The 20008-nt window shown below is 70.4% G+C and carries 16 protein-coding genes and 4 tRNA genes; 9 read left to right on the top strand and 11 right to left on the bottom strand.

Going from position 1 to position 20008, the window contains the following annotated elements; genetic code table 11:
• The 3 genes from ABEA26_RS22700 to ABEA26_RS22690 all read right to left on the bottom strand — a co-directional run.
• A partial coding sequence (locus ABEA26_RS22700) for a DEAD/DEAH box helicase (RefSeq protein WP_345594940.1) occupies positions 1–1828 on the bottom strand: 1828 nt, incomplete at its 3' end.
• Between the two features lie 280 nt (positions 1829–2108).
• Positions 2109–2666: a hypothetical protein gene (locus ABEA26_RS22695; RefSeq protein WP_345594938.1), complete on the bottom strand. Its 558-nt coding sequence runs from the start codon at positions 2664–2666 to the stop codon at positions 2109–2111.
• 126 nt (positions 2667–2792) lie between these two features.
• A complete protein-coding gene (locus ABEA26_RS22690; RefSeq protein ID WP_279565939.1) occupies positions 2793–3143 on the bottom strand; it encodes a metallopeptidase family protein in 351 nt (116 codons plus the stop codon).
• A gap of 142 nt (positions 3144–3285) precedes the next feature.
• Between ABEA26_RS22690 and ABEA26_RS22685 the strand changes: the two genes are divergently transcribed.
• From ABEA26_RS22685 to ABEA26_RS22655, 7 genes are all read left to right on the top strand, one after another.
• Positions 3286–4965 carry a metallophosphoesterase family protein gene (locus tag ABEA26_RS22685; RefSeq protein WP_345594936.1) on the top strand — a complete coding sequence of 560 codons (1680 nt, stop codon included), beginning with the start codon at positions 3286–3288 and terminating at the stop codon, positions 4963–4965.
• 80 nt (positions 4966–5045) lie between these two features.
• Positions 5046–5118: transfer RNA gene (locus ABEA26_RS22680), tRNA-Glu, on the top strand.
• Positions 5119–5153: 35 nt separating this feature from the next.
• Positions 5154–5228: transfer RNA gene (locus ABEA26_RS22675), tRNA-Asp, on the top strand.
• Positions 5229–5252: 24 nt separating this feature from the next.
• A tRNA-Phe gene (locus tag ABEA26_RS22670) sits at positions 5253–5326 on the top strand.
• A 137-nt stretch (positions 5327–5463) separates the two neighbouring features.
• Positions 5464–9423, top strand: coding sequence for an ATP-dependent RNA helicase HrpA (gene hrpA / locus ABEA26_RS22665; RefSeq protein WP_345594934.1), 3960 nt, complete (start codon positions 5464–5466; stop codon positions 9421–9423).
• A gap of 105 nt (positions 9424–9528) precedes the next feature.
• Positions 9529–9603 (top strand) — tRNA-Asp (locus ABEA26_RS22660).
• Positions 9604–9852: 249 nt separating this feature from the next.
• On the top strand, positions 9853–10047 hold the full coding sequence (locus ABEA26_RS22655) for a DUF6274 family protein (RefSeq protein ID WP_345594932.1): 195 nt from the start codon (positions 9853–9855) through the stop codon (positions 10045–10047).
• A gap of 468 nt (positions 10048–10515) precedes the next feature.
• On the opposite strand, the gene bldC is transcribed toward ABEA26_RS22655, so the two are convergent.
• Together bldC and ABEA26_RS22645 are read right to left on the bottom strand one after the other, a co-directional pair.
• The gene (gene bldC / locus ABEA26_RS22650; RefSeq protein WP_003949541.1) at positions 10516–10722 is read right to left on the bottom strand and encodes a developmental transcriptional regulator BldC; all 207 of its coding nucleotides are present in this window, start codon (positions 10720–10722) and stop codon (positions 10516–10518) included.
• Between the two features lie 545 nt (positions 10723–11267).
• Positions 11268–12119: a DUF8083 family protein gene (locus tag ABEA26_RS22645; protein ID WP_345594930.1), complete on the bottom strand. Its 852-nt coding sequence runs from the start codon at positions 12117–12119 to the stop codon at positions 11268–11270.
• A gap of 221 nt (positions 12120–12340) precedes the next feature.
• Between ABEA26_RS22645 and ABEA26_RS22640 the strand changes: the two genes are divergently transcribed.
• Together ABEA26_RS22640 and ABEA26_RS22635 are read left to right on the top strand one after the other, a co-directional pair.
• A complete protein-coding gene (locus ABEA26_RS22640) occupies positions 12341–13435 on the top strand; it encodes a Leu/Phe/Val dehydrogenase (RefSeq protein WP_345594928.1) in 1095 nt (364 codons plus the stop codon).
• 459 nt (positions 13436–13894) lie between these two features.
• A complete protein-coding gene (locus ABEA26_RS22635; protein ID WP_345594926.1) occupies positions 13895–14146 on the top strand; it encodes a DUF3073 domain-containing protein in 252 nt (83 codons plus the stop codon).
• Between the two features lie 168 nt (positions 14147–14314).
• Here the strand turns inward: ABEA26_RS22635 and purM are convergent, their stop codons facing one another.
• From purM to ABEA26_RS22605, 6 genes are all read right to left on the bottom strand, one after another.
• A complete protein-coding gene (gene purM, locus ABEA26_RS22630) occupies positions 14315–15382 on the bottom strand; it encodes a phosphoribosylformylglycinamidine cyclo-ligase (protein WP_345594924.1) in 1068 nt (355 codons plus the stop codon).
• Positions 15383–15433: 51 nt separating this feature from the next.
• The gene (gene purF / locus ABEA26_RS22625; protein WP_279565955.1) at positions 15434–16960 is read right to left on the bottom strand and encodes an amidophosphoribosyltransferase; all 1527 of its coding nucleotides are present in this window, start codon (positions 16958–16960) and stop codon (positions 15434–15436) included.
• 62 nt (positions 16961–17022) lie between these two features.
• Positions 17023–17811 carry an META domain-containing protein gene (locus tag ABEA26_RS22620; protein ID WP_345594920.1) on the bottom strand — a complete coding sequence of 263 codons (789 nt, stop codon included), beginning with the start codon at positions 17809–17811 and terminating at the stop codon, positions 17023–17025.
• Positions 17812–17871: 60 nt separating this feature from the next.
• Positions 17872–18669, bottom strand: a complete 798-nt coding sequence (locus tag ABEA26_RS22615; RefSeq protein ID WP_345594918.1) for a maleylpyruvate isomerase family mycothiol-dependent enzyme — start codon at positions 18667–18669, stop codon at positions 17872–17874.
• A 9-nt stretch (positions 18670–18678) separates the two neighbouring features.
• Positions 18679–19515 carry a M23 family metallopeptidase gene (locus tag ABEA26_RS22610; RefSeq protein ID WP_345594916.1) on the bottom strand — a complete coding sequence of 279 codons (837 nt, stop codon included), beginning with the start codon at positions 19513–19515 and terminating at the stop codon, positions 18679–18681.
• 33 nt (positions 19516–19548) lie between these two features.
• The gene (locus ABEA26_RS22605; RefSeq protein ID WP_345594914.1) at positions 19549–20007 is read right to left on the bottom strand and encodes an ArsR/SmtB family transcription factor; all 459 of its coding nucleotides are present in this window, start codon (positions 20005–20007) and stop codon (positions 19549–19551) included.
• Position 20008: the final 1 nt, after the last annotated feature.

Here is a 20008-nt window from a genome sequence, read left to right as displayed (position 1 = left end):
GGCGGAAGCCACCACGGTCACCACCGCGGTCATCGCGACGGTCGAAGGAACGGCCACCCCGGTCGTCACGACGCTCGAACGAACGACCACCACGGTCACCACCGCGGTCACCACGGTCATCGCGGCGGAAGCCACCACGGTCACCACCGCGGTCATCGCGACGGTCGAAGGAACGGCCACCCCGGTCACCACGGTCACCACCGCGGTCACCACGGTCGTACGAACGGTCGCCGCGGTCGGCGAAGCGGTCCCGGCCGTTGCCGCCGCTCCGCTCGGTCTTCTCGACGTCCCGCGCGCCCGGCTGCTCGGGCAGCGAGACCTCGGCCGGCGCCTCGGACGCGGCGGCGGCCACCTCGGCCAGCGCCGTCTCCGGGTCCTCGCCGCGCTCCCGCGCGGCCCTGGCGACCAGTCGGTCGGCCTCCTCGCGCAGCTCGGTCGCGCGCCGCTGGGCCCGCTCCAGCTCCTTGTTGAGCTGGGCGACCTCACGCTCGGCCTGCTGCGCCGCGTTGCCCGCGGACTCCGCCTGGACCTCGGTCATCGACCGGGCCCCGGTGATCTCGGCGACCTCCGGCTCGAAGGCCGCGCCGCCCTGGATGATGTGGCGCGTGGCGTCGACGCCCGCGTCCTCCATCAGCCGGAAGATCTGACGCCGCTGGTGCGGCAGGGAGAGGGAGACGACCGTGCCGGTACGGCCGGCGCGCGCCGTGCGGCCCGCGCGGTGCAGGTAGTCCTTGTGGTCGCCGGCCGGGTCCACGTTCAGGACCAGGTCGATGCCGTCCACGTGGATACCGCGGGCGGCGACGTCGGTGGCGACCAGGACGTTGACGTACCCGTCCTTGAAGTCGGCCAGCGTGCGCGTACGCGCGCCCTGGGTCATGCCGCCGTGCAGCGCGTCGGCCTTCACACCCGAGTCGCACAGCTGCTCGGCGACGCGGTCGGCGCCCAGCTGGGTGCGGACGAAGATGATGGTGCGGCCCTTGCGGGAGGCGATGGCCGCGGTGACCGGCGCCTTGTCCTTGGGCTTCACGACCATGATGTGGTGCGACATGGTCGTCACGGCGCCCTGGGCGGCGTCGACCTCGTGGCTGACCGGGTTGTTCAGGTACCGGTCGACGAGGGTCTTGATCTCGTTCTCCATGGTCGCGGAGAACAGCATCCGCTGGCCGCCCGCCGGTACCTGGTCGAGAAGCTCGGTGACCTCGGGCATGAAGCCCAGGTCGGACATCTGGTCGGCCTCGTCGAGAACGGCGATCTGCACGCTCTCCAGGGAGCAGGCGCCGCGCTTGATGATGTCGCGCAGTCGGCCCGGCGTGGCGACCAGGACGTCCACGCCGCGCTCCAGGGCGTAGATCTGGTTGCCCATGGAGGTGCCGCCGCAGACGACCTTCATCTTCAGCCCGAGGACGTCGCCGTACGGCTGCAGGGCGTCCGCGACCTGCATGGCCAGCTCACGGGTCGGCGTCAGGATGACGGCGCGCGGCTTGTGCTTCTCGGTGCGGCCGCCGGACAGCGTGGCCAGGGCCGGCAGGCCGAAGGAGAGGGTCTTGCCGGAGCCGGTGCGGCCCCGGCCGAGGATGTCCTTGCCGGCCAGGGCGTCCGGGATGGTCGCGGCCTGGATCGGGAAGGGGGTGGTCACGCCGTTCTGCGCGAGCTTGCGCACGACGCCCTCGGGCAGTCCGAGACTGGCGAAGGTGACCTCGGGAGTGGTCTCGACGGCCTCGGCGGCCTCCGTCCCGGTGTCCTCGACCGTCTCGACGATGTCGGGGGTGTCGGCGTCGGTGTCGGCGTTCTCGGGCACGACGACGTGATCAGTACTGATGATGGACATGCGAATGCGAAACCTTCCGGAGTCTCTCGTCGGCACGCGCCCGTCAACTCCGTGAATCGCGATTCGCAATACGACCGCCTCGATGCGGTCCACCACGGCAAGGGAGAGAGTACGCGCCACACGGCGCGCTCTGTGGTGGCGCCGGGCAAATGGGATCAAACGATCTACCACCATACGCACCCCCCACCCTCGAAGGCAAACCGGATAGCACATGCCCAGGTCAGCAGGGCTTTCGGCCCATGCCGTCGCAGCGCTCACCCCCGCACCGCGCCCGTCGGCCCTACACCGGCGCCCCGGCCTCGGGGGCCGGCTCCCGCTGCGCCAGCTGGGTCCCCGGAGGCTCGTGCGCCGACGAGGACGGCTCCGCCTCCGCCGGCTCCGGCGTCGGGGAGGCGGGGGGCTCCGGGGGCGGCGTCGGCTCCGGTTCGACCGTCCGGGTGGGCACCACGGGCGGCGTACGGGTGGGCACCGGCTCGTCGTCCCCGCCCTCCCCCGGCGGCGTCCCGGTCGGGCGCGCGGGCGCCGGAGTCGAGGCGGAGGCGTCCTTCCGCTTCCCGCCCTCGCCCGCATGCTCCTTCTCGCCCTTGCCGTCGCCCTTCCCGTCCTTCTTCCCCTTGCCGCGCCCGCGCTTATCGTCGGCCGCCGCCGCGCCGTGCCCGGCGCTCCCGCCCGACGCCTCGGGACCGCCCTCGGGCACCTCGCCGTCCCGCTCCCCGGCGGAGTGCGACGGCCTGTCGCCCCCGCCGGGTACGCCGTCACCGACACTCATGCAGCCGGCGGCAGCGGCGACGGCCACGGCCGTGACGGCCAGACGGACGGGTACGTACAAGGGGCGCACGGGCGGCCACCTCCGGGGGTCAAGGAGTCGCCGTGCCCAACTCCCGTCACCCACAAGAGGACACGCGCCGCGCGCCTCGGACCTTGACCCGGGCGTGTCAGCCGTACTCCGGTTTCCGCGGCGGCGTCACCCGTACCCCAGGGAGTGCAGCCGTGCGTCGTCGATGCCGAAGTGGTGCGCGATCTCGTGGACCACCGTCACCTCGGTCTCCGCCACGACGTCCTCGCGCGACTCGCAGAACCGCAGCGTCGGCCCCCGGTAGATGGTGATCCGGTCCGGCAGCACACCCGCGTACCACTCCCCGCGCTCCGTCAGCGGCGTCCCCTCGTACAACCCGAGCAGCTCGGGATCGTCCGCCGGCGGTTCGTCCTCGACGAACACCGCGACGTTGTCCATCAGCCGCGTCAGCTCCGGCGGGATCCGGTCCAGGGCCTCGGCGACCAGTTCCTCGAACTCCTCGCGCGTCATCTCCAGCACAGGCCCATTGTCGGGTACGACCGTGGAGTACGACACAGCCGTCCCGCGGGTACCTCACCGTGTCCGCGCCGCGCTCCCACCCCGCACGGCAGCCGGAGGCGCCGCCCGCATACCCGCCCCGGGCCTTGGGCATACGGGACCAATGGCCCGCGTCCACGCCGCAGCCCTGCACGCCCTGGCCGAGGTGATGAACCCCATCCGCAAAGCCCCGCGCGCCCTCATCCACCGCCATCGCCACCCTCACCCTCGTCCTCGCCCTCACCGGGCCTCCACCGCGGTCGAGCTCGCCCCCCGGTCGCGACCCTGGACCCGCGCCGTCGGCCTCGTCGCCGTCGTCCTGCTCGGCGCCTGGCTGGGCCTGCTCGTCGTGGGCGACGTACGCGCGCCCGTCGGCCCCATGAACACGACGATGACCCTGCGCCCGTCCGTCTCCGGCGGCACGAAGATCAACATCTCGCCGCTGGGCGCCCTCCGGCTCGACAGTCACATCGCCCCGGTCCGCCTCGACGTCAACGTCGACCAGCTCGACCCCGAACGCGCCCAGGCCCTCGTCGACCACCCCGAACGCCTCTCCGGCCTCCAGGACGAGGTCGCCCAGGACGTCGGACACGGCACGCTCGACCTCGCCGTCCGCTCCTGCGTCGCCGTCGTCACCGGCGCCACCGCCCTCGGCCTCGCCGTCTACCGCCGCCCCCGGCGCGCCCTCGCCGCCGGCGGTCTCGCCCTCACCCTCCTGGTCGCCTCCGGCGGTACCGCGTACGCGACCTGGAACCCCGACTCCGTCCTGGAACCGAGGTTCTCCGGCCTGCTCTCCTCCGCGCCGTCCCTCGTCGGCGACGCGCGCAGCATCGTGACCGAGTTCGACGTCTACCAGAAGGAGCTGGCACGCCTGGTCACGAACGTCACCAAGCTCTACGACGTCACCTCCACGCTCCCCGTCTACCGGCCCGACCCGACGACGCTCCGCGTTCTGCACGTGTCGGACATCCACCTGAACCCGGCGAGCTGGAAGATCATCGCCTCGCTGGTGGAGCAGTACAAGGTGAACGTGATCGTCGACTCCGGCGACACGATGGACCACGGCACTGCCGCGGAGAACGGCTTCCTCGACCCCATCGAGGACCTCGGCGCCCCGTACATCTGGGTCCGCGGCAACCACGACTCCCGTGTCACCCAGGAGTACCTGAAGGGCCTGAAGAACGTGCACGTCCTGGACGACGGCCGGGCCAGGACCGTCGCGGGCCTGCGCTTCGCCGGCATCGGCGACCCGCAGTTCACCCCCGACCGCTCCAAGCCGGACGGGGCCGAGGCCTCCCAGGAACTGGCCGGCGCCCGCCTGGCCTCCGCCCTGCGCGACCAGAAGGCGGCCGGTACCCCCGTGGACGTCGCCGTCGCCCACGAACCGTCGGCGGCCCGGGAGGTCGACGGCGACGTGCCACTGGTGCTGGCCGGTCACGTCCACCGCCAGGACATGGAGGTCATGGAGTACGGCACCCGTCTGCGCATCGAGGGCTCCACCGGCGGCAGCGGCCTGCGCGCGGTCGAGGGCAAGTACCCCGACCCGATCCAGGCGTCGATCCTCTACTTCGACCGGGACAGCCGGCGCCTCCAGGCCTGGGACGAGATCAAGCTGGGCGGCCTGGGCCTGACGACGGCGGAGGTCAGCCGCCACCTCCCCAAGGAGAACCAGCCGGGCGCCACCCCGTCCCCCACCCGGACGAGTCCGTCCCCCACCGGGACGATTCCTTCCCCCACCGGTACGGGCCCGTCTCCTTCGGGCGCGGCGACCGCCCCGAGCAGCCGGTCCCCCAGCCCGCCGTAAACCGTTTTGGCGATACCTCCCGCCATCCCCTATGCTTCTCACGTCCCCGACGCGCTGAGAAGCGCCCAGGCGGGCCGATAGCCCTCATCGTCTAGCGGCCTAGGACGCCGCCCTTTCAAGGCGGTAGCACGGGTTCGAATCCCGTTGGGGGCACGCAGCACAATGTGCGACACTGTCGTACGAAGCTTGGTCCTGTGGAGCAGTTTGGAGTGCTCGCCACCCTGTCAAGGTGGAGGCCGCGGGTTCAAATCCCGTCAGGACCGCTGAGGTTTCACGTGAAACCTCGGGGCTGGGTAGCTCAGTTGGTACGAGCGATCGCCTGAAAAGCGATAGGTCGCCGGTTCGATCCCGGCCCCAGCCACATGCAACCCCCGTCGAGATCATCGCCGGGGGTTTTGTGTTGCCCGATGAGCGGGCACGGCGCTGACGCCGGCGCCGGCAGGGCCGGACGGAAATCGTTCGCCACGAAATTCGCCGGGATGAGATCCTGGAGTCCGTATGTCTACGCACCCCGCCCCCGCGCTCGGCGCCCTCGCACCCCGGCTGGCCGAGCTGTCCCTGCGCGACTCGCACCGGCTCGGCCGGAGGCTCGAGGGCGCGCGGAAGATCCGCAAGCCAGAGGCCCGCGCCGCCGTTCTCGCCGAGATCGAGGCGGAGGTGGCCAAGGCCGAGCAGCGCATCGGCGAGCGCCGGGCCAGGGTGCCCGCCGTCAGCTACCCCGAGCAGCTGCCCGTCAGTCAGAAGAAGGACGTGATCGCGGAGGCCATTCGTGATCACCAGGTCGTCATCGTCGCCGGTGAGACGGGGTCCGGGAAGACCACCCAGATCCCGAAGATCTGTGTTGAGCTCGGCCGTGGTGTGCGCGGCATGATCGGGCACACCCAGCCCCGGCGGATCGCCGCGCGTACCGTCGCCGAGCGGGTGGCGGACGAGCTGGACACGCCGCTCGGTGAGGCCGTCGGCTGGAAGGTGCGGTTCACCGACCAGGTGAATCCGGACGGCACGTTCATCAAGCTGATGACGGACGGCATCCTGCTCGCCGAGATCCAGACCGACCGCGAGCTGCGCGCGTACGACACGATCATCATCGACGAGGCCCACGAACGGTCCCTCAACATCGACTTCCTGCTGGGCTACCTCGCCCAGCTGCTGCCGAAGCGGCCGGACCTGAAGGTCGTCATCACCTCGGCGACCATCGACCCCGAGCGTTTCTCCCGGCACTTCGGTGACGCGCCGATCATCGAGGTCAGCGGGCGGACGTACCCGGTGGAGGTGCGCTACCGGCCGCTCCTCGAAGAGGACGGGGACGACGCCGACCGGGACCAGATCACCGCGATCACCGACGCCGTCGAGGAGCTGATGGGGGAGGGCAAGGGCGACATCCTCGTCTTCCTCTCCGGTGAGCGGGAGATCCGGGACACGGCCGACGCGCTGGAGAAGAAGAAGTACAGATTCACTGAGGTACTGCCGCTGTACGCCCGGCTCTCGCACGCCGAGCAGCACCGCGTCTTCCAGCAGCACACCGGGCGGCGGATCGTGCTGGCGACCAACGTCGCCGAGACCTCGCTGACCGTACCGGGCATCAAATACGTCATCGACCCCGGTTTCGCCCGGATCTCCCGGTACAGCCACCGCACCAAGGTGCAGCGGCTGCCGATCGAGCCGATCTCGCAGGCCAGCGCCAACCAGCGCAAGGGCCGTTGCGGGCGGACCAGCGACGGCATCTGCATCCGGCTGTACGGCGAGGACGACTTCACCGCGCGGCCGGAGTTCACGGACGCCGAGATCCTGCGGACCAACCTCGCCTCCGTCATCCTGCAGATGACCGCGGCCGGCCTCGGCGACATCGAGAAGTTCCCCTTCATCGACCCGCCGGACCACCGCAACATCCGCGACGGTGTGCAGCTCCTCCAGGAGCTGGGCGCGCTGGACCCGGCGCAGAAGGACGTACGCAAGCGGCTCACCGACACCGGGCGCAAGCTCGCCCAGCTGCCCGTCGACCCGCGGCTGGCACGGATGGTCCTGGAGGCCGACAAGAACGGCTGTGTCCGCGAGGTCATGGTCATAGCGGCGGCGCTGTCCATCCAGGACCCGCGGGAGCGGCCCGCGGAGAAGCAGGCCCAGGCCGACCAGCAGCACGCCCGCTTCAAGGACGAGAGCAGCGACTTCCTGGCCTTCCTCAATCTCTGGCGGTACGTCCGCGAGCAGCAGAAGGAGCGGGGCTCGTCGTCCTTCCGCCGGATGTGCAAGCAGGAGTACCTCAACTTCCTGCGGATCCGCGAGTGGCAGGACATCTACACGCAGCTGCGCACGGTCGCCAAGCAGATGGGTCTCCAGCTCGGCGACGAGGACAACGCCGCGCCCGACGACCGCGTACACGTGTCCCTGCTGGCCGGGCTGCTCTCCCACGTCGGTATGAAGGACGTGAAGGAGGGCGCGAAGAACGAGTACCTGGGCGCGCGCGGTGCCAAGTTCGCCGTCTTCCCGGGCTCGGCGCTCTTCAAGAAGCCCCCGCGTTTCGTCATGTCCGCCGAGCTGGTGGAGACCTCCCGGCTCTGGGCCCGCGTCAACGCGAAGATCGAGCCCGAGTGGGTGGAGCCGCTCGCCGGGCACCTCCTCAAGCGCACGTACAGCGAGCCGCACTGGGAGAAGGACCAGGCGGCGGTGATGGCGTACGAGAAGGTGACGCTGTACGGCGTGCCGATCGTGGCGCAGCGCAAGGTGAACTACGGCCGGATCGATCCGGAGGTCAGCCGGGAGCTGTTCATCCGCAACGCCCTGGTCGAGGGCGACTGGCGTACGCACCACAAGTTCTTCGCGGACAACCGCCGGCTGCTGACCGAGGTCGAGGAGCTGGAGCACCGTGCGCGGCGCCGGGACATCCTGGTCGACGACGAGACGCTGTTCGACTTCTACGACCAGCGGGTGCCCGAACACGTCGTCTCGGGTGCGCACTTCGACTCGTGGTGGAAGCACAAGCGGCACGAACAGCCGGACTTCCTCGACTTCGAGCGCGAGATGCTCATCAACGAGAAGGCGGGGGCGGTCACCAAGGACGACTATCCGGACTCCTGGCGTCAGGGGCCGCTGAAGTTCCGGGTGACGTACCAGTTCGAGCCGGGTGCGGACGCGGACGGCGTGACCGTCCACGTGCCGCTCCAGGTGCTCAACCAGGTCACGGACGAGGGCTTCGACTGGCAGATCCCGGGCCTGCGCGAGCAGGTCGTCACGGAGGTGATCCGGTCCCTGCCCAAACCGATCCGCCGCCACTACGTGCCCGCGCCGAACTACGCGCAGGCGTTCCTGGAGCGGGCCGTGCCCCTTCAGGAGCCGTTGACGGTGACCATGGCGCGGGAGCTGAAGCGCATGGTCGGGGTGCCGTTCGACGCGGAGGACTTCGACTGGGCCAGGGTTCCCGACCATCTGAAGATCACTTTCCGGATCGTCGACGAGCGGCGTCGCAAGCTGGCGGAGGACAAGGACCTCGAGACGCTGAAGGTCCGGCTGAGGCCGAAGGCGCGCAAGGCGCTGTCGCAGGCCGCGGCCGCCACCGCCGAGCGCAGTGGCGGCGAGTCCCTGGAGCGCACGGGGCTGACGGACTGGTCGATCGGCACGCTGTCCCGGGTCTTCGAGACCCGCCGGGCGGGCCAGCCGGTGAAGGCCTATCCGGCGCTGGTCGACGACGGGCCGGCGGCGGACACCGTGTCCGTACGCCTCTTCGACACCGAGGCCGAACAGGCGCAGGCGATGTGGAAGGGCACGCGTCGGCTGATCCTGCGCAACATCCCGGTCAGCCCCGCGAAGTTCGCGTCCGAGAAGCTGACCAACCAGCAGAAGCTGAACCTGTCGGCGAATCCGCACGGTTCGATCCAGGCCCTGTTCGACGACTGCGCGACCGCCGCGGCGGACAGACTGATCGCGGACTTCGGCGGGCCGGCGTGGGACGAGGAGTCGTACCGCAAGCTCTACGACAAGGTCCGTGCGGAGATCGTCGACACCACCGTCCGCACGGTGGGACAGGTGCAGCAGGTACTGGCCGCCTGGCAGGCCTGTGAGCGCCGTCTGAAGGCCGCGAGGAGCCCGGCGCTGCTGGCGAACCTCCAGGACGTGCGAGGGCAGCTGGACGCGCTGGTGAAGCCCGGCTTCGTCACGGAGGCGGGGGTCGGGCGGCTGCCCGACCTGATGCGCTATCTGGTCGCGGCCGACCGGCGGCTGCAGCAGATGCCGACCGGCGTTCAGCGGGACACGTCCCGGATGGAGAAGGTCCACGAGATGCGGGACGAGTACGCGTGGCTGCTGGAGCAGATGCCGCAGGGGCGGCCGGTCCCGCGCCAGGTCCTGGACGTCCGCTGGATGATCGAGGAGCTGCGGGTCAGCTATTTCGCGCACGCGCTGGGCACGGCGTACCCCGTCTCCGACAAGCGGATCGTGAAGGCGATCGACGCGCTCGCGCCGTAGCGGGTTCCGTGACGAGGACCGCACGGAGGGTGAGTTCGACCAGCGGGCCCACCCTCCTGTAGAGTCTCGTCTCGCAGCGCAACGCAAGAAAGCGCCGCAAAGCCTGGTCCTGTGGAGCAGTTTGGAGTGCTCGCCACCCTGTCAAGGTGGAGGCCGCGGGTTCAAATCCCGTCAGGACCGCAGTAGAAGAGACCCGCACCCATCGGTGCGGGTCTCTTCGCGTGCGCCCTGCACCCCTGCCGGTGCGAATGCCTTCCCGTATGTCCCTCACACCCGTCGGGGCGGAGCGCTGTTCGGCTCTCTCCCGTCACTCCACATCCCGCGTCCACCAAAAGCCCTCAGCGCCCGCCTCGCGGCCTTGACGGCGTCACATTCGCTCGGTACTCCAAAGGCAGGGAACGTTCCCCGTGTGGCCCCTGGAGGCGGCGTATGGCGGCATCGGTCAGGCACGAGACACGGGCCCTGCTCCGCGCACACCTCTCGGCCGCGTCGTCGTACGGCCATCTGACGCGTCACTGCCCGATCTGCCACCGGCTGCTGCGGCTGGCGCTGGACTCGCCCGCCCCGCAGTCCCCGACGGACCGTCAAGAGGGCCCCGGAGGCGAAAGTGCGTCCACCGCGTGAAGCCCGCCGGGCCCAACGCCCTTGCCACGCCGACCTGCTGGAGGCCTCGCCTCCATTAGCGCACATATGCCAGAGCCAACAAGCAGCATGCCGTGTGACGGGTGTCACCGCATGAGTTTTTGAAACCGTGGCACTTACAGCTCTCCTACAAGTAGTCAATTTAATATGTGCAATTGCACCGGACTCCACAGTACTCGCGCAGCGGATCCGACACCCCTCCCCAGACTCCGACAAGGCCGCCCACAGGCCCGGACCGCGGCCCACCGGCCGGCACAGGATCGGACACCGGATCGGACACCGGGCCCGACCGCGCCGGGCCGCACACAAAAGAATCGCGCTGGACCCGGCGGAGTCCAGCGCGATCGACGACGCACCCCTGTTGGGGCAGGAACGGCATCGTTTGAAGCTGTGGTACCAAGCGTCCCGACAGGTTGGGGGACCTGCCGTTTTGCCCGGTTATTCAGTTGTTCAGGCCTCGCTGCGCTGCTGCGGAATGCCCGCGAGCAGAGCGCGGACCTCGGCTTCGCGGTAGCGGCGATGCCCGCCGAGCGTGCGGATCGACGTGAGCTTGCCGGCCTTCGCCCAGCGCGTGACCGTCTTAGGGTCGACGCGGAACATGGTGGCGACCTCAGCCGGGGTCAGCAGCGGCTCGGCATCAGGGGTGCGAGCGGTCATGAGCGGCCTCCTCGGGAGAACCGAACCTTCTCGGTTCTTTCCTCTAAATTCTGCACCTTGACCCGCGTTGCCCGAAATGGCGGACGCGAGTCGAGTCGGTTATAGGACGAACGGCTTGTCCTCGGCACTACAACTACACCATCCGTCCAGCCGCGTCGGCCAAACCGATGGAATTGCCCTCCCAGGTGTTCATCAGCGACGGAAGCCGATGGACCATGCCATAGCGGACAGTCACGCCACTGTGACGATCAGTCACAGGACACCCAGGGACCACCAGACCTGGCATCAGACCCCCCAAAGCGTGCAATGCGGAGATTCCCGCCCACAGTGCATCACAGCAGGACGGAATGAGCCCTCCCCGGACTCCTTGTCCTATTTTGGCATGAGGAGGGGGAAGCGGCGCAAGAGTGCCGTACGTGCGGTCCGTCACGCTTGACGCATACGCCCGGATCGGGACCTACGTCCCTTGTTGCCGGGAGATCAGCCCACTCGAGGCACGTGTCGGATCGGAAGACGAAACCCCACATCGGGCGGTACGTCAAACGTCAGTTCGCCGACCGCCGGTCCCGCACCGCCCGCCAGCGCTCCACGAGCCGCCCGTAAGCCGCACCCGCCGTGTCCCCGTCGCCGTGCCGGAGCGCCTCGATGCCCTCGGCCACGTCCGCCGCGGAGTGGTCGTCCTCCAACTCACCGGCCGGCAGAGCGTGTACGAGCCCCCCGTAGTCCAACTCCACCAGAGAGCGCGGATGGAACTCCTCCAGCCAGCGCCCCACGTCCACCAGGCCGTCGATGAGCGGCCCCTCGTCCATGGCCTCCTTCAGGGCTCGCAGCCCCCGGGCCACGCGCCGGCGGGCCTGCACCATCGGCGTCCGGTAGCGCAGCACGGGCGCGGCCGCCCCTTCGCCGTCACCGCCCTTGTCGTACTCGCGCTCCGCGTCGGAGACCAGCACGAACCAGTTGATCGGCACCTGCCAGGTCGCGGTGCGGATCCAGGGGCGGGCGTCCGGGTTGCGCTCCAGCCAGCGCTCGTAGTCCTGGGCACTCTCGCGGCGCACGACCGGCGGAAGCAGGGCGTCCAGCACCGGTTCCGGGAAGTCCTCGGCCAGTTCCGCGAGCGCCTGCCAGCCGCGCAGCCGGGTCCGCCAGGGGCAGACGCAGACCACGCCGTCGACCTCGGTAACGAAGGCGTCCGCGCTCTCGTGCACCGGTACCGCCACGGGCGGGGTGGGCAGCAGGTCGGCCAGGGAACGGCGGAGCTCGTCCTGGTAGGAGGGCAGGTCGGCGCGGCGGGCGTAGCGGGCCCAGTGGCCGCGCTCCGCCTCCGGGAAGGCGGCCAGCGGCTCGTACACACGCAGGTACGCCGCGTACGGGACGATCACCGAGGACACCTTGGGCACGCCTGCTCCCTCCCCCGCGCACCGCGGTGAAAACCCGCGGAAGCCGATCACAAACGCGCGGGAACCTCCGCGAATCGTCGCACGCCCGTACTCCGTGCGGAGGTGATCCTGAGCACTGTGCGGCGGGCTGGCGCCCCCAGGCCCTAATCTCATGCCAAAGTCCCCGCCACCCGCACGGGGACGCTCTCTCCACCCGCCGCAACTACACAGGAGTCACCACCGTGACCGACGTAACCGGCGCACCTGCTGATGTACTGCACACCCTGTTCCACTCGGACCAGGGGGGACATGAGCAAGTCGTGCTCTGCCAGGACCGGGCGAGCGGCCTCAAGGCCGTCATCGCCATCCACTCCACCGACCTGGGCCCCGCGCTCGGCGGTACGCGTTTCTACCCGTACGCGAGCGAGGCGGAGGCCGTCGCCGACGCTCTGAACCTCGCGCGCGGGATGTCGTACAAGAACGCCATGGCCGGTCTCGAGCACGGTGGTGGCAAGGCCGTGATCATCGGTGATCCGCAACAGGTCAAGAGCGAGGAGCTGCTCCTCGCCTACGGCCGGTTCGTCGCCTCGCTCGGCGGCCGGTACGTCACCGCGTGCGACGTCGGTACGTACGTCGCCGACATGGACGTCGTGGCGCGCGAGTGCCGCTGGACCACCGGCCGCTCCCCCGAGAACGGCGGCGCGGGCGACTCGTCCGTACTGACCTCCTTCGGCGTCTATCAGGGCATGCGGGCCGCCGCCCAGCACCTGTGGGGCGACCCGACGCTGCGCGACCGCACCATCGGCATCGCGGGTGTCGGCAAGGTCGGCCACCACCTGGTCGAGCACCTGCTCGCCGAGGGCGCGCACGTCATCGTCACCGACGTACGGGGGGACGTCGTACGGTCCATCACCGAGCGACACCCCTCGGTGGTCGCCGTCGCCGACACCGAGGCGCTGATCCGGGTGGAGAACCTGGACATCTACGCCCCCTGCGCGCTCGGCGGCGCGCTGGACGACGACACCGTGCCGGTGCTGACCGCCAAGGTGGTGTGCGGCGCGGCCAACAACCAGCTCGCCCACCCGGGTGTGGAGAAGGACCTCGCCGACCGCGGGATCCTCTACGCGCCGGACTACGTGGTGAACGCCGGTGGTGTCATCCAGGTCGCCGACGAGCTGCACGGCTTCGACTTCGACCGGTGCAGGGCGAAGGCCGCGAAGATCTACGACACCACGCTGGCCATATTCGCACGTGCGAAGGAGGACGGTATTCCGCCGGCCGCCGCGGCCGACCGGATCGCCGAGCAGCGGATGGCGGAGGCGCGCACACGGCGCTGACCACGCGTCCGCCGGACGGGAGACCACACGGCCGCCGAACCGGTGACACGCGGCCGCCGAACCGGTGATCACGCGGTCATGGGGCCGGAGCCCCCGCGGCCGTCGGAGCGCGACCCTGCGGCCGTCGGTGGGTGATCCCGGCGGTGATCCCGTGCCGGTCCGGGGAAGGGTCTTCGAAGGTTTGATCGGTACCCGCCGAGGGGCAGTTGGAGAGAACTCTCACTTATCCCGGCGGGTCGACCGTCGAAAGGTGGTTAAAATCGCCGTTGACCAGCGAGGACAGGGCGCCTCGAAGGTCCTGGGCGTGGCCACGTCCTACGGGCGACGTACCGTATGGGCGTGGGCTCAGGTACCGTGGAAGCCCTACGGACCGGTCTCTCCACGGAGAGTCCGTTCCGGACCATGAACGCGTGTCAAGACTCTGGGGCCGTCGAGCCCCGTCGTTGAGGGGGTCGAGCCATGGGGCGCGGCCGGGCCAAGGCCAAGCAGACGAAGGTCGCCCGCCAGCTGAAGTACAACAGCGGTGGGACTGATCTCTCCCGCCTGGCCGAGGAGCTGGGCGCATCGCCGTCGAATCCGCAACCGCCTAACGGCGAGCAATTCGAGGACGATGAGCAGGACGATGACGTGTACGCACGGTACGCCGACCTCTATGAGGACGACGACCACGACGAGGACGGCCAGTCCCCGCAACAGCGACGCGGCGCTTGACCCTGCACTGAACACTCACCCGGTCGGTGACTCACGTCACCGACCGGGTTCTGTGCTACCCGCACGGTCGTCGGGCGCCGTGCCGTCGCGCGCGGTGCGCACACGGCCGTCATCACCCGCACGGTCGTCGTCACCGGGACGGTCGTCGTCACCGGGACGGTCGTCGTCTCAGCCGGCGTAGTCGCCGACGAGGGCGGCGCCCGTCTCGTGGTCGTCGCGGTCGGTGATCTCGCCGGCCACCCAGGCGTCCACACCGCGGTCGGCCAGGGTCGCCAGTGCCACGTCCGTCGACTCCTCGGGGACGATGGCGATCATGCCCACGCCCATGTTGAGGGTCTTCTCCAGCTCCAGGCGCTCCACCCGGCCCGTCGTACCGACGAGGTCGAAGATCGCGCCCGGGGTCCAGGTGGAGCGGTCGACGACGGCGTGCAGGCCTTCGGGGATCACGCGGGCCAGGTTGGCGGCGAGTCCGCCGCCGGTGACGTGGCTGAAGGCGTGGACGTCGGTGGTGCGCATGAGGGCCAGGCAGTCCAGGGAGTAGATCCTGGTCGGCTCCAGGAGCTCCTCGCCGAGGGTGCGGCCGAGACCGTCGAGGTGCGCGTCCAGGGACAGGCCGCCCTCGTTCAGCAGGACGTGGCGAACGAGCGAGTACCCGTTCGAGTGAAGCCCTGAGGCTGCCATGGCGACGACCGCGTCGCCCTTGCGGATGCGGTCCGGGCCCAGCAGCCGGTCGGCCTCCACGACACCGGTACCGGCGCCGGCGACGTCGAAGTCGTCCGCGCCGAGCAGGCCGGGGTGCTCGGCCGTCTCGCCGCCCACCAGGGCGCAGCCGGCCAGTACACAGCCTTCGGCGATGCCCTTGACGATGGCGGCGACACGCTCGGGGTGGACCTTGCCGACACAGATGTAGTCGGTCATGAAGAGCGGCTCCGCGCCGCACACCACGATGTCGTCCATGACCATGGCGACCAGGTCGTGGCCGATGGTGTCGTAGACGCCGAGCTGCCGGGCGATGTCGACCTTGGTGCCGACGCCGTCCGTGGCGGAGGCGAGCAGGGGACGCTCGTAGTTCTTGAGGGCGGAGGCGTCGAAGAGGCCGGCGAAGCCGCCGAGGCCGCCGAGGACCTCGGGTCGCTGCGTCTTCTTCACCCACTCCTTCATCAGTTCGACGGCGCGGTCGCCCGCCTCGATGTCGACGCCCGCAGCTGCGTAGCTGGCGCCAGTTGTGTCAGGCATGACGATGAGAACCTTCGTGTCGTACGGCAGGGAGGCCAGGGAGGCGGACGGCTACGGGCGACGGATGGCGTCGGTGGCGGCCGTACCGGCGGGCCCGGCGGCCAGCTCGGTCTCCAGGAGCTGCTTGCCGAGCAGCTCGGGGTCGGGGAGGTCCATCGGGTACTCGCCGTCGAAGCAGGCGCGGCACAGGTTCGGCTTGGCGATGGTGGTCGCCTCGATCATGCCGTCGATGGAGATGTACGCCAGGGAGTCGGCGCCCATGGAGGTGCCGATCTCCTCGACGCTCATGCCGTTGGCGATGAGTTCGGCGCGGGTCGCGAAGTCGATGCCGAAGAAGCAGGGCCACTTCACCGGCGGGGAGGAGATCCGGATGTGGATCTCGGCGGCGCCCGCCTCGCGGAGCATGCGGACCAGGGCCCGCTGGGTGTTGCCGCGGACGATGGAGTCGTCGACGACGACCAGCCGCTTGCCCTTGATGACTTCCTTCAGGGGGTTCAGCTTGAGGCGGATGCCGAGCTGGCGGATGGTCTGCGAGGGCTGGATGAAGGTGCGGCCGACGTAGGCGTTCTTCACCAGACCGGCGCCGAACGGAATGCCGGAGGCCTCGGCGTACCCGATGGCGGCGGGGGTGCCGGACTCCGGGGTCGCTATGACCAGATCGGCGTCGGCGGGGGCCTCCTTCGCCAGCTTGCGGCCCATCTCGACACGCGAGAGGTAGACGTTGCGGCCGGCGATGTCCGTGTCCGGGCGGGCCAGGTACACGTACTCGAAGACGCAGCCCTTGGGCTTCGCTTCCGCGAATCGGGAAGTGCGCAGGCCGTTCTCGTCGATGGCGACGAACTCGCCCGGCTCGATCTCGCGGACGTAGGAGGCGCCGCAGATGTCGAGGGCGGCGGACTCGGAGGCGACGACCCAGCCGCGCTCCAGCCGGCCGAGTACCAGCGGGCGGATGCCCTGCGGGTCACGGGCGGCGTAGAGGGTGTGCTCGTCCATGAAGACGAGGCTGAAGGCACCGCGCACCTGGGGCAGCACCTTGCCGGCCGCCTCCTCGACGGTCAGCGGCTTGCCGTCGTCGTCCACCTGGCCCGCGAGCAGCGCGGTGACCAGGTCGGTGTCGTTGGTCGCCGCGACCCGCGTGGAGCGGCCGTCCTGCTTGGGCAGGTCGGCGACCAGCTCGGCGAGCTGGGCGGTGTTGACGAGGTTGCCGTTGTGCCCGAGCGCGATGGAGCCCTGCGCGGTGGCACGGAACGTCGGCTGGGCGTTCTCCCACACGGAGGCACCGGTGGTCGAGTAGCGGGCGTGACCGACCGCGATGTGACCCTGGAGCGAACCGAGAGAGGTTTCGTCGAAGACCTGGGAAACCAGGCCCATGTCCTTGAAGACGAGGATCTGGGAGCCGTTGCTGACCGCGATTCCCGCGGATTCCTGGCCCCGATGCTGGAGGGCGTACAGCCCGAAGTACGTGAGCTTTGCGACCTCTTCACCCGGGGCCCAGACACCGAAGACGCCGCAAGCGTCCTGGGGGCCCTTCTCGCCGGGAAGCAGATCGTGATTGAGTCGACCGTCACCACGTGGCACGTCTCCGAGTGTAGGCGAGGTCGACCACTGGTCCGAATTGGGGACATCGGCTCACGTGTGGGTCACTGGTTGGCGACGGCTCGGACGGTGGCGCCGTCTTCGCTGGTCAGCATGAGGGTTTCATGATCGATCCGGTAGTCGGCGCGGCCGTCGAAGAGGCGCAGCATCCGCTTCTCGGCGTCCATGAGTGAGCCTTCGCACATCATTCGGGTGGTGGACGGGGTGCCGAGGGTGATATGTCCGTCGCTGACGGTGGCCTCGGCGTTGACGTGATTGCACGGCAGGCGGCCGGCGACGGTCTTCGCGTCCCGGTCGAAGGTGAGGTGGGCGCGGCCCTTCTGTCCCGGGGACGTGACGGTCCACTTCGTGCCGTACAGGGACGCGTCCGGCTGCCTGCTGAGCCGGACGGTGTCGCCGTCGGAAGTGGTGAGGGTCAGGCGTTCGCCCGCCGTGTCGGTGGTGAGCGAACCGGCGGTGAGGGTGCGGCCGAGGGACTTCTCGAAGTCGATGGGCGTCTTCTCGCAGGCCTTCTCGGTGAACACGGCATCGCTCAGCCGGACCCGCTCACCGTCGACGGCGGCGCGGGCGCTGAAGGTGTTGCAGCCGGTGCTGCCCACCGCCTCGCCGCTGTCGTCGATCCGGACGCGCGCCGCGTCCGGTGCCTTGTGGGTGGTGCCGTTCACGGTGACGCTGTCGATGCTCCACCGGACACCGGTGACGGACCGGTCCGCGCCGACGGACCCGCTGCCGCCGTCCGCCTTTTCGCTGCCGCAGGCCGCCGCGAGCGGGGCGATCACGACGACGGCCGCCAGGGTCATGGTCTTGTTGCGCTGCTGCTTCCGCCTGTACATGCCGTTTCGACGGAGGCGCGGAGGATCCGGTTCCCCTCACCTGCTCACCTGCTCACCTGCTCACCTGAGCAGCGGCAGCAGCTCCCCCAGGTCGGCCCGTTCCCCGCTCGCGCTCACCTTGGCCCCGGCCACGGCGTCCTTCCAGGCCAGCCGTCCGGTGGCCATCCTGACCCAGGTCAGGGGGTCGGTCTCGACGACGTTGGGTGGGGTGCCGCGGGTGTGCCGGGGGCCCTCGACGCACTGCACGACGGCGTACGGCGGGATCCGCACCTCCGTCGAGCCGCCGGGCGCCTTCGCGGCGAGCGCGTCGGCCAGCAGCCGGCTCGCGGCGGCCAGAGCCTGTCGGTCGTACGGGATGTCGAGACAGGGCACGGCGGCGTTCAGGTCGTCGGTGTGGACGACCAGCTCGACGGTGCGGGTGACGACGTAGTCGGCCAGCGGCAGGGCGCCCGCGCTGGTGGGCAGCCGCCGGGCGCCGGGGTGCCTGTCGAGACGGTCGGTGAAACGGCGCTCGGTCTCGGCGAGGTGGACGTCGAGGTCGGGGTGCTCGGCGGCGAGTCGCCGGGCGGTGCCGGCGACGGCGTCCGCGTCGGCGGCAATCGCGGACGGCCAGTCGAGCAGGCGCCCGTCCTGCCGTGCCGGCTCGGGCTCGCCGAGCAGCCGGTCCACGGCCGCCAGGGCCATTCCGACGTGCGCCACCAGCTCCCGTACGGTCCAGTCCCCGAGCCGTGTCGGCAGAGCGAGCTGCTCGGGGGTGAGGGTGCGGACACCCGCCCGTACGTTCCCGAACTGGGCCAGTACGGCGGTGCGGGTCCGGGCGGGGTCGTAGGCGCGGGGGCGCTTTCTGGCCGGGGGCATGAGGGGAGCCTATGCGGGCGTGGCCGTCGGCGAGGGCGCGTCGAAGACCTCGCCGTTGCGCGGGACCCCGATCCCACGCCACGTGAAGGGGACGCCGCGGGCGGTGTCCGGGTCGGGGCCGTCCATGAGCTGGAAGTGGACGTGCGGCTCGGTGGAGTTGCCGGAATTGCCGCACCGGGCCAGCAGCTGACCGGCGTGCACCCGGTCGCCCTCGCGGACGGTGTACGACCCGCGCCGCACATGCGCGTACATCGCGTACGTGCCGTCGCCGAGGTCCAGCACCAGATGGTTGCCGACGATCCGGCGGACGCCGCCCATCTCACGGACCGAGCCCTCGACGAGCATCAGGTACAGCAGCGCGGGCAACGAGTTGCGGCTCAGGTGGTCGCGCTGGGTGTCGTCGGTGCGGACGACCGTGCCGGCGGCCACCGCGAGCAGTGGGGCGCCGAACGCCGGGAAGTCGCGGCTGCGACGGGCGATCGGCCACAGGACGCGGAAGCCGGGGCGGGCGCCGGGCTCCGGCTCGGCGACGAGGTCGATGGCGAAGGTCTGGCCGTAGGCGTGGGTGCCGTGGCTCGGGGTGCGGTCGGCGGGGCCGTTCAGCGCGGACCAGCGGCCGGTGACGGGCGGGCCCACCTCGACGGGTTCACGGGCGACCCGCGGGGCGTCGGGGGCGCCGCCGCCCCACCGGTTGACGACGGCGATCAGGACGTAGGCCAGGACGAGCGGCAGTAAGTTCCACCACCACGGGTACCCGAAGCCGAAGACGATGTGGGCGGTCACCAGGGCTATGAAGCCCAGTTGCAGTGCCCGGAAGGTGATCATGGCTAGCTTGCGTGCGGACATGGTTCCCCCTTGGTCGGACCTGGTTCGGACCGGTCAGCCCCGGGCCGCCGACAGCGCCACCAGCAGCGGTACGACCCGTCCCGGCGGCACCTCGTGGCGGCCCCGGCCGGTGGTGTGCAGCCAGCCGGCGCCGGTGAGCTGGCGGAGGTGGTGGTAGATCTGGCCGGTCGTGCCCACCTCGGCCGGCTCGGCCAGCTCGGCGGCGGTACGCCGGCCGCCGAGGATCTCGCGCAGCAGCCGCAGCCGGACGGGGTGGCCGAGCGCCGCGAACGCCTCCGCGGCCTCCGTCCAATCGGCGTCCAGCAGCCCTTCGGTCAGAGCGCCGTGCTGCCACTCGTACCGCTCACCGGCAGGCAGGCGGACGGCTCCGGTGAACAGGACGCCCCCGTCTGCCGCCCCCTCCCCCGCCTCGACGAGCTGCGCCTTCAGCCCTTCCAGGGCCCAGAAGTCACCCTCCGAGAGCCGGGACGCGGGCCGGTCGGCGGCTTCCAGC

The organism is Streptomyces marokkonensis, assembly GCF_039539045.1.
GTDB lineage: Bacteria > Actinomycetota > Actinomycetes > Streptomycetales > Streptomycetaceae > Streptomyces > Streptomyces marokkonensis.
The sequence above is the reverse complement of the archived record's forward strand: the minus strand, read 5'-3'. Positions and strand labels throughout refer to the sequence as shown.